This window comes from Curtobacterium sp. MCBD17_008 (assembly GCF_003234475.1).
Taxonomy (GTDB): Bacteria; Actinomycetota; Actinomycetes; order Actinomycetales; family Microbacteriaceae; genus Curtobacterium.
Window position 1 is genome coordinate 26,729 of the sequence record NZ_QKTK01000011.1, and the last position, 13,846, is coordinate 40,574.

Annotated in this window: 12 protein-coding genes; 4 read left to right on the plus strand and 8 right to left on the minus strand. The window is 69.1% G+C overall.

Annotation, left to right across the window (positions count from 1 at the left end):
* Positions 1 to 21: 21 nt before the first annotated feature.
* Positions 22 to 753 carry a deoxyribose-phosphate aldolase gene (gene deoC, locus DEI95_RS11235; protein ID WP_111060280.1) on the minus strand — a complete coding sequence of 244 codons (732 nt, stop codon included), beginning with the start codon at positions 751 to 753 and terminating at the stop codon, positions 22 to 24.
* Between the two features lie 42 nt (positions 754 to 795).
* Between deoC and DEI95_RS11240 the strand changes: the two genes are divergently transcribed.
* The 3 genes from DEI95_RS11240 to DEI95_RS11250 all read left to right on the plus strand — a co-directional run bounded on the left by DEI95_RS11240 (position 796) and on the right by DEI95_RS11250 (position 4,478).
* Complete coding sequence (locus DEI95_RS11240; RefSeq protein ID WP_110824945.1) at positions 796 to 2,328, plus strand: SDR family oxidoreductase; 1,533 nt, start codon at positions 796 to 798, stop codon at positions 2,326 to 2,328.
* Positions 2,329 to 2,353: 25 nt separating this feature from the next.
* A complete protein-coding gene (locus DEI95_RS11245) occupies positions 2,354 to 2,809 on the plus strand; it encodes a DUF6804 family protein (RefSeq protein ID WP_181436296.1) in 456 nt (151 codons plus the stop codon).
* Positions 2,810 to 2,924: 115 nt separating this feature from the next.
* A complete protein-coding gene (locus DEI95_RS11250) occupies positions 2,925 to 4,478 on the plus strand; it encodes a stealth conserved region 3 domain-containing protein (protein WP_111060317.1) in 1,554 nt (517 codons plus the stop codon).
* Between the two features lie 155 nt (positions 4,479 to 4,633).
* On the opposite strand, the gene DEI95_RS11260 is transcribed toward DEI95_RS11250, so the two are convergent.
* From DEI95_RS11260 to DEI95_RS11280, 5 genes are all read right to left on the minus strand, one after another.
* Positions 4,634 to 5,593: a phosphodiesterase gene (locus tag DEI95_RS11260; protein ID WP_111060282.1), complete on the minus strand. Its 960-nt coding sequence runs from the start codon at positions 5,591 to 5,593 to the stop codon at positions 4,634 to 4,636.
* A 215-nt stretch (positions 5,594 to 5,808) separates the two neighbouring features.
* The gene (locus tag DEI95_RS11265) at positions 5,809 to 7,500 is read right to left on the minus strand and encodes a cytochrome bc complex cytochrome b subunit (protein ID WP_110824947.1); all 1,692 of its coding nucleotides are present in this window, start codon (positions 7,498 to 7,500) and stop codon (positions 5,809 to 5,811) included.
* Positions 7,497 to 8,564, minus strand: a complete 1,068-nt coding sequence (locus DEI95_RS11270; protein ID WP_110824948.1) for a ubiquinol-cytochrome c reductase iron-sulfur subunit — start codon at positions 8,562 to 8,564, stop codon at positions 7,497 to 7,499. The genes DEI95_RS11265 and DEI95_RS11270 overlap by 4 nt, the downstream gene beginning before the upstream one ends.
* A gap of 33 nt (positions 8,565 to 8,597) precedes the next feature.
* On the minus strand, positions 8,598 to 9,413 hold the full coding sequence (locus tag DEI95_RS11275) for a cytochrome c (RefSeq protein ID WP_110824949.1): 816 nt from the start codon (positions 9,411 to 9,413) through the stop codon (positions 8,598 to 8,600).
* A gap of 20 nt (positions 9,414 to 9,433) precedes the next feature.
* Positions 9,434 to 10,072: a heme-copper oxidase subunit III gene (locus DEI95_RS11280; RefSeq protein WP_110824950.1), complete on the minus strand. Its 639-nt coding sequence runs from the start codon at positions 10,070 to 10,072 to the stop codon at positions 9,434 to 9,436.
* Between the two features lie 70 nt (positions 10,073 to 10,142).
* On the opposite strand from DEI95_RS11280, the gene trpD reads away from it, so the two are divergent.
* The gene (trpD, locus tag DEI95_RS11285) at positions 10,143 to 11,201 is read left to right on the plus strand and encodes an anthranilate phosphoribosyltransferase (RefSeq protein ID WP_111060283.1); all 1,059 of its coding nucleotides are present in this window, start codon (positions 10,143 to 10,145) and stop codon (positions 11,199 to 11,201) included.
* 131 nt (positions 11,202 to 11,332) lie between these two features.
* Here trpD and glpK read toward each other — a convergent pair whose 3' ends face one another.
* Positions 11,333 to 12,844, minus strand: coding sequence for a glycerol kinase GlpK (glpK, locus tag DEI95_RS11290; protein ID WP_110889820.1), 1,512 nt, complete (start codon positions 12,842 to 12,844; stop codon positions 11,333 to 11,335).
* A gap of 120 nt (positions 12,845 to 12,964) precedes the next feature.
* Complete coding sequence (locus tag DEI95_RS11295; RefSeq protein WP_110824953.1) at positions 12,965 to 13,690, minus strand: MIP/aquaporin family protein; 726 nt, start codon at positions 13,688 to 13,690, stop codon at positions 12,965 to 12,967.
* Positions 13,691 to 13,846: the final 156 nt, after the last annotated feature.

The following is a 13,846-nucleotide window of genomic DNA, read 5'->3' on the forward strand; positions in this document are numbered from 1 at the left end:
CCCCACGGGGGCCGACGGCCGTCAGTAGGACGACGTGTCGTCGCCGCGGTCGGAGGAGGAGCCGGTCGCGGCGCGGTGTGCGACCTCGTCGAGGATGCGTGCCGAGGCGCTCGTGCCGATCCGGTCCGCGCCGGCGCGGACCATCTCGAGCAGGGTGTCGAGTCCGCGGACGCCGCCCGAGGCCTTGACGCCGGTGTCGGCGCCGACGGTCTCGCGCATGAGGCGGATGTGCTCGGCCGTGGCACCGCCACCGGCGAAGCCCGTCGAGGTCTTCACGAACGACGCTCCGCCGGCGACCGCAGCGCGGCTGGCGGCGACGATCTCGTCCTCGGTGAGGTAGGCCGTCTCGAGGATGACCTTCACCACCGTGTCGCCGGCTGCCTCGACCACGGCGCGGACGTCCCGCTCGACCCGCTCCCAGTCGCCGGACTTCGCGGCGCCGATGTCCTGGACCATGTCGAGTTCGAAGGCGCCGTCCGCCAGGGCCTGCAGCGACTCGGCGACCTTCGTGGCGGTCGTCGTGGCGCCGTGCGGGAAGCCGATCACGGTGCCGACGCCGACACCGGTGCCCTGGAGGCGCTCGACCGCGTGGCGGACGTCGCTCGGACGGACGCACACGCTGAACACGCGGTACGTGGCGGCCTCGTCGAGTTGTGCGTCGACGGCTGCACGGTCCAGCTCCGGCTTGAGGATGGCGTGGTCGATGAGCCGACGGACGGCCTCGGCGGTGACGGGGAACGATGCGTTGTCCACCCGGCAAGCCTACTGGCAGGCGCACGGCGTACCGTTCCGGCCATGCGCGTCCTCGTCACCGGAGCCACCGGGTACATCGGTGGCCGACTGGTCCCCAGACTCCTCGACGCCGGACACGACGTCCGGGTCCTCGTCCGCAACCCGCAGAAGCTGCAGGACGTCCCGTGGAACGACCGTGTGGAGGTGTCCGAGGGGGACCTGCAGGACGCCGACGCCGTCCGGTCGGCGGTGGACGGGATCGAGGCCGTGTACTACCTGGCGCACGCGATGGGCGCCGACGGCGACTTCGAGCAGGCCGAGCGCGACGCCGCCCGGACGATGGCGCGCGTGGCCCACGAGTCAGGGGTGCAGCGGTTCGTCTACCTGGGCGGCCTGCACCCGGACGGCGAACTCAGCAAGCACCTGCGCAGCCGGAAGGAGGTCGGGGACGTCCTCCTCGGCTCCGGCGTGCCGACGGTCGCGCTGCAGGCCGGCGTCGTCATCGGCAGCGGGAGCACCTCGTTCGAGATGATCCGGCACCTCACCGACGTCCTGCCGTGGATGCCGGCGCCGCGGTGGGTCCGGAACCGGATCCAGCCGATCGCCGTCCGCGACGTCCTGTACTACCTGGTCGAGGCCCTGACCATCCCCGCCGACGTCAACCGCACCTTCGACATCGGCGGGCCGGACGTGCTCCGGTACGGCCAGATGCTCAACGGGTACGCGGTCGAGGCGAAGCTGCCGCAGCGTCCGATCTCCGTCCTGCCCGTGCTGACGCCCCGCCTGGCAGCGCACTGGTTCAACGTCGTCACGCCGATCCCGCGCAAGCTCGCGACCCCGATCATCGAGTCGCTGCAGTTCGAGTGCGTGCAACGTGAGCACGACATCGACGACGTCGTCCCGCAGCCCGAGGGCGGCCTCACGTCCTACCGGCGCGCGGTCCGGCTCGCCCTCGCGAAGATGCGGTCCGGCGAGGTCGAGACGAGCTGGCGAAACGCGACCCTGTCCAGCGGCTCTGCCGACCCGCTGCCGAGCGACCCCGACTGGGCCGGCCACACGGTCTACGTCGACGACCGCAAGCGGCACTCGTCCGCACCGCCCGAGGCCGTGTGGAGCGTCGTCGAGTCGATCGGCGGCGAGAACGGCTGGTACTCGTTCCCCCTGGCCTGGGTCGCCCGTGGGTGGCTCGACAAGATCGCCGGTGGCGTCGGGCTGAACCGCGGCCGCCGCGACCCGAAGCGCCTGGAGCAGGGCGACGCGCTCGACTGGTGGCGGGTCGAACGGCTCGTCCGGGGCCGGTACCTCCGGCTCCGCGCCGAGTTCAAGTCGCCCGGTCGCGCCTGGCTCGAGATGACCGTCACGCCCGCGGACGACGGCGGCAGCGACTACCACCAGCGCGCGATCTACTTCCCGCAGGGCCTGGCCGGACGGCTGTACTGGTACGGGATCCTGCCGTTCCACGGCGTCATCTTCCCGGGCATGGTCGAGCGGATCACCGCCCGGGCCGAACGGGAAGCGCACCGCACCGATTCGACGCAGCGCAACTCCACGTACCAGGATGACGTCGCGCAGCCCGCGCACGAGGAGACGGCATGACCGACGACGGCACGGTACGAGGACGATGACGGCACGCAGGGGACGACCACCCATCGGTTCGTCGCAGCAGCACGGGTCGGCCCGTCCCCAGCCCGTGGCGCGGGCGGCCGGTGCACGCGACGCTCGGGCCGCGTCCGCCTCCGGGCGCGGGAAGGACGGACTGCCGGCGTTCACCCGGCCGGCTCTGGCGCCCTCGTTGCTCGCCGCCGTCGTGCTGCTCGCCTGCGTCGCCTTCATCGACTCGTCCGCGTTCGTGTTCGCCCGTTGGGGCGTCACCGTGCTCGCGCTCATCGTGCTCGTCTTCGCCGTCCGCGGCCGCGTCTGGTGGGCGGCGGTCCTCACCGCCGCCGTGGCGGTCTGCTGGAACCCCGTCGTCACGCTGCCGCTGCCAGGTGAGCTGTGGGCGGGCCTCCAACTCGTGGCCGCTGCGCTCTTCATCGTCGTCGGCATCGCCGTGAAGGTCCCGCGCCCGGCGGAGTGAGCCTCCCGTCGCCCCTCCGTCGGCGCGACCGGCGCGCGCGGGCCGACCGGCCGCGCGGACGGTAGGATCGGCGGTGCCGTGCACGGAGCACGGCAGTGCGACCTGGAAGGCGTGGATGAGCGACGAGACCGAGCCGGTGACCGAGAGTCCTCTGCTGACCCCTCGACCGTCCTCCGGCGGTCTCGACCGACCCGACGTCGTGCTCCGCAAGGGGCGGCTGACGCTCATCAACGGGCACCTGACACCGCAGCAGTCGATGATCGAGGACCTCCTGTTCCTCGACGACGCACTCACGGCCGGCGACGTCGACCACCTGCTCATCCGCGGGAACGACCAGCGCCCGGTGATCGCCGTCGACGAGCGGGACCGCCAGCGCGCCGAGAGCGCCGTCATGGCCGCCGGCGCGGGAGAGCCCTTCTACGCCAAGCCGCCGGGCAAGCCCGCCGTGCTCGTCCTCGACGACGGCTTCGGGTCGGTGGACGAACCGGTGCTCCGCGTGTTCCGTCCCCGGCTCGAGCCCATGGGCCGGCTCCGCTACGGCGCGGAGACGAGCGTGCAGCTCGAGTTCTGGCGGGTCACCGAGACCGAGGTGCTCGCGCCGGTCGAGAACGCGCTGATGCGCCGCAGCCTGCCGATCGAGGAGTTCGTCCTCGTCGACATCGACCGGTACGGCCGGTCCTGGAGCACGGTCGAGCACATGTTCGACGACCACGTGTCGGACATCCGGTTCCCGATCGACATCGTCTTCTCATGGGTGGACGGCAACGCCATCGAGTACCAGCGTGCCCGCCAGGCCGCACAGGCGGACGCCGTGCTGGGAGAGGGCGACGACGCCCCGGCCCGGTTCCGACAGATCAACGAGCTGAAGTACGCGCTCCGGTCGGTGCACATCTTCGCGCCGTGGATCCGCACCATCTACATCGCGACGGACTCACCGGCGCCCTCGTGGCTCGCCGACCACCCGAAGGTCCGCATCGTCCGCAGCGAGGAGTTCTTCGCCGACCCGTCTGTCCTGCCGACGCACAACTCGCAGGCCGTCGAGTCACAGCTGCACCACATCCCGGGGCTCAGCGAGCACTTCATCTACTCGAACGACGACATGTTCTTCGGTCGGCTCATCGACCCGTCGGTGTTCTTCAGTCCGGGCTCGGTCACGAAGTTCATCCTCGCCGACACCCGGATCGGCCTCGGCATGAACAACGCCGCGCGGAGCGGGTTCGAGAACTCGGCCCGTGTGAACCGGCGGCTCCTGCAGCAGCGCTTCGGCGCCGTGACGACGCGACACCTCGAGCACGCGGCCACCCCGCTGCGGAAGAGCATCATGACCGAGATGGAGCACGAGTTCGCCGACGAGTTCGCCGCGACCGCGGGTTCGCGGTTCCGTGCGGCGGACAACATCTCCGTCACGAACTCGCTGTACCACTACTACGCACTCCTCACCGGGCGCGCGATCATCCAGGAGAACGCCTCCGTCAGCTACATCGACACGACGATGCAGGCCGGGCTCCGGACGCTGGACGAACTGCTCAAGAAGCGCAACGTCGACTTCTTCTGCCTGAACGACGGCAGCTTCCCGGAGGTCAGCGACGAGGAACGCACCACCCGGGTGACCGACTTCCTTGAGCGCTACTTCCCGTTCCCGGCACCCTGGGAGCGTCCAGAGGCGTGACGGCCAGAGGCGTGACGGCCCGAGGCGTGACGGCCCGAGGCGTGACGGCCCGAGGCGTGACGGCCCGAGGCGTGACGCCCCGAGCCTGATCCCCGCCGAACGGCGGACGGGAGGCCCGGTGCCGCTCGGCACCGCGCCTCCCGTCCGTCCATCGGTCAGCGCCGGATGGGCGAGACCGGGATCGTGTCGAGGGTGAAGACCGGCATCGACGCCGTGACCGGCGCTGGTTCGACGGCCGGGGGGATCACGACGCCGGCTGCGGCGAGACGCGCTTCCGTCTCGACGGAGGAGACCGGCTCACCGACCGTGGCGTACGTCCCGATGGGGACCACGGAGTGGACGACCTGGTTGCCGTACACGTGCATGAGGTTGAACGACTGCGCGCCGTCACGCCCGCGGGTACCACGCTGGAACTCGTTGAGGTCCTGCGTGTAGCACGTGGCGCTGGCCACCGAGACGGGGATCCCGGCGAACACGGCGCTGGTCGAGTAGTGCAGGTGCCCGGCGATGATCGAGATGACGTCGCTCCCCTCGACCACCTCGGCGAGGGCCGCCTGGTCGCGGAGCTCGACGAGGACGGTCAGGTCCTGCACGCTCGGGACGGGCGGGTGGTGCATCGCGAGGATCGTGCCGTGCGGCGCGGGCTCGGACAGGACCTCGGCCAGCCAGTCCAGCTGCTCGGGGGAGACCTCGCCGTGGTGATGGCCCGGCACGCTCGTGTCGAGCGTGATGACGCGGAGTCCGTTGACGTCGTAGACGAAGTCGACGGGACGGTCGGTCGGCTGGAGCCCGAAGAGCTCCTGGCGGAACGCACCGCGCTCGTCGTGGTTGCCCATCGCCCAGATCACCTGGGCGCCGACACGTTCTGCAGCGGGCTCGATGATCGCGCGAACGCGGGTGTACGCGCCGGGTTCGCCCTTGTCGGCGACGTCGCCGGTGACGACGATCGCTTCGGGTCGGGCACCCGACGCCTCGATCTCGGCGATGATCTGACCGAGGCGTTCCGCCGAGTCGACTGCCCCGTACAGGGGACCGTCGCCGGCGAGGAGGTGGGTGTCGCTGAGGTGGAGCAGGAAGTGGTTCGGCCTGGGGTGTTCGGCCGTCCGGGCGTCCATCGGGTCTCTTCTTCCGTTGGCAGCGAGTGCGTGGTGCAACACGATGCCACACCGACTTCGACGATTCCAACACCGCGGTGTGAACGCCCCGTGAACTGGGGCCGCGTGTCCGATGTCCGCGGGATGACGCGATCGCATGAGGGTGAGGCGAACGCGAACACCCCCCGACCACAACGTGGACGAGGGGTGTTCGCGTTCTTGCCGAGGAATGTCACTTACTTCGTGCCGGCTCCGACCTGCGGGGCCTGGTGGGTCCCTTCGAGGTCAGGACCGTGGTGCGCGGCGTGCGCAGCCTCGAGCTCCGACTTCGACACCGGCTCGATGCGGTCTTCGAAGAAGAAGCGGGACACGCGTGCCCGGGCCTTCTGCATGGAGCTGATGCGACCACGAGCGTCGGGACGGATCATCAGAGGCTTGTAGTCGTTGAACTCCAGCAGGCGCCACCGCTCGTACTCGTCGAGCTGCTCGTGCACCTCGATGAACTCACCGTGCGGCAGGCGCACGATGCGACCCGACTCGTACCCGTGCAGGACGATCTCGCGGTCCTTCTTCTGCAGGGCGAGGCACACCCGCTTCGTGATCCAGAACGCCACGAACGGACCGAGGACCGTCGCCGCCTGGAGCACGTGGATCACGTGGTTGATCGAGACCATGAAGTGCGTCGCGATGAGGTCGGAGGACGCCGCCGTGAACAGCGCACCGTACAGCGTGATGCCGGCGACACCGAGGGCGGTGCGGGTCGGGGCGTTGCGCGGACGGTCGGCGATGTGGTGCTCGCGCTTGTCGCCGGTGACCCACGCCTCGATGAACGGGTAGACGAAGATCGCGACGATCAGGCCACCCAGGACCGCGATCGGGACGAGGATGTTGAACGACACCGTGTACCCGAACCAGACGACCTCCCAGTGCGGCGGCACCAGACGGAGCGCGCCGTCCGCGAAGCCGATGTACCAGTCGGGCTGGGTTCCGGCGGACACGGGGGAGGGGTCGTACGGGCCGTAGTTCCAGATCGGGTTGATCGTGAACAGCGACGCGATGGCGGCGAGGATGCCGGCGACGATGAAGAAGAACCCGCCACCCTTCGCGGCGAACGCCGGGAGGATCGGAACGCCGACGACGTTCTCGTTCGTCTTGCCCGGACCCGCGTACTGCGTGTGCTTGTTGACGACGACGAGCACGAGGTGCACGCCGAGCACCGCGACCAGGATCGCCGGCAGCAGCAGGATGTGGAGCGTGTACAGGCGGCCGACGATGTCGGTGCCCGGGAACTCACCACCGAACAACAGGTAGGCGATCCAGACGCCGATCACCGGGATGCCCTCGATCATGCCGACGATGATGCGGAGACCGTTGCCGGAGAGCAGGTCGTCGGGGAGCGAGTAGCCGGTGAAGCCCTCGGCCATGGCGAGGATCCAGAGCACGAAGCCGAAGACCCAGTTGAGCTCACGCGGCTTGCGGAACGCGCCGGTGAAGAAGACGCGCGCCATGTGCAGCATGACCGAGGCCACGAACAGCAGTGCGGCCCAGTGGTGGATCTGTCGGACGAACAGCCCGCCGCGGATCTGGAACGAGATGTCCAGCGTCGACTGCAGGGCAACCGACATCTCGACGCCCTTCATCGGGACGTACGGACCGTTGTAGACGACCTCGGTCATCGACGCCTGGTAGAAGAACGTCAGGAAGGTCCCCGAGAGCAGGACGACGACGAAGCTGTAGAGCGCGACCTCGCCGAGCATGAAGCTCCAGTGGTCGGGGAAGATCTTGCGCCCGACCTCCTTCACCAGTCCGGAGAGGCTCGTGCGCTCGTCGATGTAGTTCGCGGTGTAGTTGATCAGCCGCGACCCACGGTCAGGAGTCGGCTTGTTCGACGACTCGGTGTTGGGGGTGGTTGTCGTTGTGCTGCTCATGAGCGGGCACGCTCCCAGAAGGACGGGCCGACCGGCTCGTGGAAGTCGCTCTGTGCGACCAGGTAGCCGTCGTCATCGACCGAGATCGGAAGTTGGGGGAGGGGGCGGGCCGCCGGTCCGAAGATGACCTCGCAGTTGTTCGAGACATCGAAGGTGGACTGGTGGCACGGGCACAGCAGGTGGTGCGTCTGCTGCTCGTAGAGCGCGACCGGGCAGCCGACGTGGGTGCAGATCTTGGAGTACGCGACGATGCCGTCGTAGCCCCAGTTCTCCTGGCCCTTGCCGGGGTTGAGGTCCTTCGGGTCCAGGCGCATCAGGAGGACGGCGGCCTTCGCCTTCTCCTCGAGCATGTGCTCGGAGTCGAGCATGCCCTCGGGGATGACGTGGAACACCGATCCGATGGTGACGTCGGACGCCTTGATCGGCAGGCCCGTCGGGTCCTTGGTCAGGCGCAGGCCCGACTTCCAGAAGGTGTGACGGAGCAGCTCGTTCGGGTCTTCCTTCGGCGCGAGGTCGCGCACCAGGACGATGCCGGGGAGGGGGAACGCGACGAGGGCACCGATGAGGGAGTTGCGGATCAGCTTGCGACGGCTGAAGCCGGATTCCTTGTCGGCGAGCTGGAATGCCTCGACCGCCTTGGCACGGGTCTCGTCCGAGCCGCGCGTGGTGTGGCGCATCTCGGTGAGCTCGCGGTCGGAGACCAGGGTCTTCGACCAGTACACGGCGCCGATGCCCAGCGCGAGCAGCGCGAGCGTGATCGAGAGCCCGAGGAAGAGGTTCGCCGAGCGGACGGACCCGAAGTCGTCCGCGTCGATCGGGAAGGCGATGTACGCCGCGATCGACAGGACGCTGCCGATGATCGACAGGTAGAAGAACGTGGCGACCTGACGCTCGGCCAGGCGCTGCTTCTTCGGGTCGACATCGGTGCGCCGAGCGCGGTGCGGCGGCTCACCCGGGTTCTCGAACCGCTCCGCCGGCAGGACAGCGGTCCCGGCCGGCTGCGTCGCGCCGTGCTTCTCGACAGCCGAGGACGAGTTCAGCGCCTCGTCATCGTGCTCTGCCATGGTGTTCCCTTCAGTGTCGTGCGACACGGACGATCAGTTCTGCTTCGCGGTCAGCCAGACGGTCATCGCGACGACCGCGCCGAGCCCGAAGATCCAGATGAACAGACCCTCGGCGACCGGGCCGATGTCACCCAGGCCGAAGCCACCGGGCGACCGGTTGTCCTGCACGTACTTGAGGTACGTGATGATGTCGGCCTTCTGGTCCGGCGTGAGGTTCAGGTCGTTGAAGACCGGCATGTTCTGCGGGCCGGTCAGCATGGCCTCGTAGATGTGCTTGCCCGAGACGTCGCGCAGGTTCGGCGCGTACTTGCCCTCGGTCAGGGCACCACCGGCGCCGGCGACGTTGTGGCACATGGCGCAGTTGATGCGGAACAGCTCCGCGCCTTCTGCGGCGTCGCCCTCGGAGCCGTTCGTCAGCTCCTTGCCCGGGACCGACGGGCCGGGGCCGAGCGAGGCCACGTAGGCGGCCATCGCGTCGACCTGCTGGTCGGTGAACTGCTCCGGCTTCTCTTCACCCTGCGGGCCCTGCGCGGCGAGGGGCATGCGGCCCGTACCGACCTGGAAGTCCACCGACGCGGCGCCGACACCGATGAGGGACGGGCCCTCGCTCGTGCCCTGCGCCGACAGCCCGTGGCAGGTGGCGCAGTTCGACGCGAAGAGCTTCTCGCCCTCGTTCACCTGGGACTGGCTCGACTCGGCGACGGTGCTCGACGTGCTGTCCTCGGCGTTGGCCGAGGTGCTGAAGAGCGCGTACGCGCCGCCCGTCGTCATGAGCGCGACGGCGAGGAGGGACACGGTCGCCAGGGGGGAGCGACGGCCCTTCTTGTTCTGCTTCGTTGTGTTGAACATGCTGTGGGGCTGCCTGATTCTCACTTGAGGAGGTAGATGACGGCGAAGAGACCGATCCACACGACGTCGACGAAGTGCCAGTAGTAGGACACGACGATCGCGGTGGTGGCTTCCTTGTGCCCGAAGTTCTTCGCGGCGAACCCACGGCCGAGCGTGAGGAGGAAGGCGATGAGGCCACCGGTCACGTGCAGGCCGTGGAAGCCGGTGGTCATGTAGAACGCGGAGCCGTAGGCGCTCGAGGAGAGCGTCATGCCCTCGTGCCAGAGGTTGGCGTACTCGAAGATCTGCCCACAGACGAAGATCGCACCCATGCAGTAGGTGACGAAGAACCACTCCGTCATGCCCCAGTCCTTGGGGTTCCAGCTGGTGCGGTGCACCTGGAACCGCTCGGCGGCGAAGACGGCGAACTGGCAGGCGAAGCTCGACAGCACCAGGATGATGGTGTTCACCGACGCGAACGGCACCTCGAGCTTGGCGGTCTCGGTCGCCCAGAGCTCGGGAGAGGTGCTGCGCAGCGTGAAGTAGATCGCGAACAGGCCGGCGAAGAACATGACCTCGCTGCCCAGCCACACGATCGTCCCCACGGCAACGGGGTTCGGCCTGTTCAGGACCGGACCGCTGACGGATCTGGAGAGAGGGGTGCTTGTCACGTCCTCCATTATGGCGGAATCCACCGACAGTGTTTTCGCAGGCAACTGGCGGGTCTTCGAGAATCAGTACGATCGAGCCATGTCTGACGCTCTCTCCTGGCCTGCGGTGATCAGCGCGCTCATGGCGCGCGAGGACCTCTCGATCAGGCAGTCCACATGGGCCATGGAGCAGATCGTCCAGGGTCGGGCCACCGACGCCCAGATCGCCGCGTTCGCCGTGGCGCTCCGCGCGAAGGGCGAGACGGTCGACGAGGTCGTCGGGTTCCGCGACGCGATCCTCGACGCCGCGGTCCCGCTCGACGTCGACCCGATGGCCCTCGACATCGTCGGGACCGGCGGCGACGTCGTCGGCACGGTGAACGTCTCGACCATGGCCGCCGTCGTCATCGCGGCCGCGGGCGTCCCCGTGGTCAAGCACGGGAACCGCGCGAGCTCGTCGAAGTCCGGCTCGAGCGACGTGCTCGCCGCACTGGGCCTCGACCTGACCATGGACGCCGCGCGTGTCGCCGAGACCTTCCAGCGTGTCGGTCTGACCTTCGCCTTCGCGAGCGCGTTCCACCCCGGATTCGCCAACGCAGCCGCGATCCGGCGGGAGATCGGGGTCCCGACGGTGTTCAACTTCCTCGGGCCCCTGGTCAACCCGGCGCGCTGCGAAGCGAACGCGGTGGGCGTGGCACAACTCGACCTCGTGCCGATCATCACGGGCGTGTTCCAGACGCGTGGGGCGACGGCGCTCGTGTTCCGCGGTGACGACGGGCTCGACGAGCTCACCACGACCGGGCACAGCCACATCTGGCAGGTCTCCGGCGGTCGCGTCACCGAACACGACCTCGACCCGCGCGACCTCGGCATCGCCCGTGCGCGCACCGAGGACCTGCTCGGCGGCGAGCCGGCGGAGAACGCGGCCATCGTCCGCCGGGTGTTCGCAGGGGAGTCCGGGCCCGTCCGGGACATCGTCCTGCTGAACGCGGCGGCGGGTCTGGTCGCCTTCCGGCTGGCGCAGGACCCGGACGAGGTCGACCGTCCGATCCTGCAGCGGTTCCGCGAGCAGCTCGTGGTCGCAGCGGACTCGATCGACTCCGGCGCCGCGACGCGCAAACTGGACGAGTGGGTGGGCGTGGCGCCCGCCGCCGTCTGACCCGTACCGCCCGGGGTCACCCCGGACGGACGCCCGCGCCTGGTCCCGACGCAGCACGGACGCGACGACGGGAGGCCCGCACCGGTCCGTGGAACCGGTACGGGCCTCCCGTCCGTGTCAGGCGATCCGCGTCAGCGGACGTCCTCGTCGACCCAGTCGAAGGTCTTCGTGACGGCCTTCTTCCAGAGGCGGAGGGTGCGCTCGCGCTCGGCGGCGTCGAGCTGCGGCTCCCAGCGCTTGTCCTCCTGCCAGTTGGCACGGAGCTCGTCGAGGTTCGCCCAGAACCCGACCGCGAGACCGGCGGCGTAGGCGGCACCGAGGGCCGTCGTCTCGGCGACGACGGGCCGGACGACCGGCACGTCCAGGATGTCGGCCTGGAACTGCATGAGGGCGTCGTTCGCGGTCATGCCACCGTCGACCTTGAGCTCGGTGAGCTCGACACCCGAGTCGGCGTTGACGGCGTCGAGGACCTCGCGGGTCTGCAGCGCCGTCGCCTCGAGGGCGGCACGCGCGATGTGGCCCTTGTTGACGAAGCGGGTCAGGCCGACGAGGGCGCCGCGGGCGTCCGGGCGCCAGTACGGCGCGAACAGCCCGGAGAAGGCCGGGACGAAGTACACGCCACCGTTGTCCTCGACGGTCGTGGCGAGCGTCTCGACCTCCGGCGCGCTGCCGATGATGCCCAGGTTGTCGCGGAGCCACTGGATGAGCGAGCCCGTGACGGCGATCGACCCCTCGAGGGCGTAGTGCGTCTCCTGGTCGCCGAGCTTGTAGCCGACGGTGGTGAGCAGCCCGTTCTCGGAGCGGACGATGTCGGTGCCGGTGTTGAAGATGAGGAAGTTACCGGTGCCGTAGGTGTTCTTCGACTCGCCCTGGTCGAACGCGGCCTGCCCGAAGGTGGCGGCCTGCTGGTCGCCGAGGATGCCGGCGATCGGGACCTCGCGGAGCAGGCTCGAGGACTCGACGTGGCCGTACACCTCGGAGGAGCTGACGATCTCCGGCAGCATCGACTTCGGCACACCGAAGTCGCCGAGGATGTCGTCGCGCCACTGCAGCGTCTCGAGGTCCATGAACAGCGTGCGGGACGCGTTCGTGACGTCGGTCTTGTGGACGCCGCCGTCGGTGCCACCGGTCAGGTTCCAGAGGACCCAGGTGTCGGTCGTGCCGAAGAGCAGGTCGCCGGCCTCGGCCTTCTCGCGTGCACCCTCGACGTTCTCGAGGATCCAGGCGATCTTCGTGCCCGAGAAGTAGGTCGCGAGCGGGAGGCCGACGATCGCCTTGTAGCGGTCGGTGTCGCCGTCGGCGAGCTTGTCGACGATGGCCTGCGTGCGGGTGTCCTGCCAGACGATGGCGTTGTAGACGGCCTTGCCGGTGGTCTTGTCCCACACGACCGCGGTCTCGCGCTGGTTCGTGATGCCGACCGCCGCGACGTCGTGGCGGGTGATGTCGGCGCGCGACAGGGCCTGACCGATGACCTCACGGGTGTTGTCCCAGATCTCGGCCGGGTCGTGCTCGACCCAGCCCGCACGCGGGAAGATCTGCTCGTGTTCCTTCTGCCCGACGGAGACGATCGAACCGGAGTGGTCGAAGACGATCGCTCGCGTGCTGGTGGTTCCCTGGTCGATGGCGACGATGTAGTCGGCCATTGGTGCTCCTTACGACGGTGTTCGGTGCTGCGGCCGGGCCGGGTCGACCCGGCCGCGAGGGTGGTGCAGGTGGTGGGGAGCGCGTCGGACGCGCTGGTGGTGCGGGGGTTCCCTGCGGTGCTAGGACACCATCGGGAGGAGCGCGCCGGAGACGACGGCGGCGAGGGCGCCACCGACGAGCGGGCCGACGACCGGCACCCAGGCGTAGGACCAGTCGCTCGTGCCCTTGCCCTTGATCGGCAGGATGGCGTGCGCGATGCGCGGGCCGAGGTCACGGGCCGGGTTGATCGCGTAGCCGGTCGGGCCACCGAGCGAGACACCGATCGCGATGACGAGGAAGGCGACGGGGATCGCGCCGAGCTCGGCCGGGGTCTGGCCGTTCGTGAACGCGATGACGACGAAGACGAGGACGAACGTGCCGATGATCTCCGTGACGACGTTCCAGCCGTAGCTGCGGATCGCCGGACCGGTGGAGAAGACGCCGAGCTTGGCGGCGGCGTCGGGCTCGGCGTCGAAGTGCTGCTTGTAGGCGAGCCAGACGATCACGGCACCGATCACCGCACCGATGAGCTGGGCGAGCCAGTAGAGGAACATCTCGCCGACCGTGATGTTGCCGAGGATCGCCTGCGCGAGGCTGACCGCGGGGTTCAGCTGGCCGCCCGACTTGTAGGAGACCGTGACACCGGCGAAGACCGCGAAGCCCCAACCGATCGTGACCATCAGGAAGCCGGCCCCGAAGCCCTTGGACTTGGTGAGCGAGACCGCGGCGACGACACCGCCACCCAGGATGATGAGCATCGCCGTCCCGACGAGCTCAGACATGAAATTGACGCCGATGCCGTCCATCGGTACCTCCGATTAGCTGTGTTCGGGGGCCCGGCCTGAGCACCGGCACTCCCCGTCGAGTGATTGAGCCCGAGCATAGTGCTGGGCGTTTGCCCGATGCGGGGGACAGCGAGGCTGCTGCCGCGAAAGTGAGAGGACGTGCACGCTCCCTGGTCA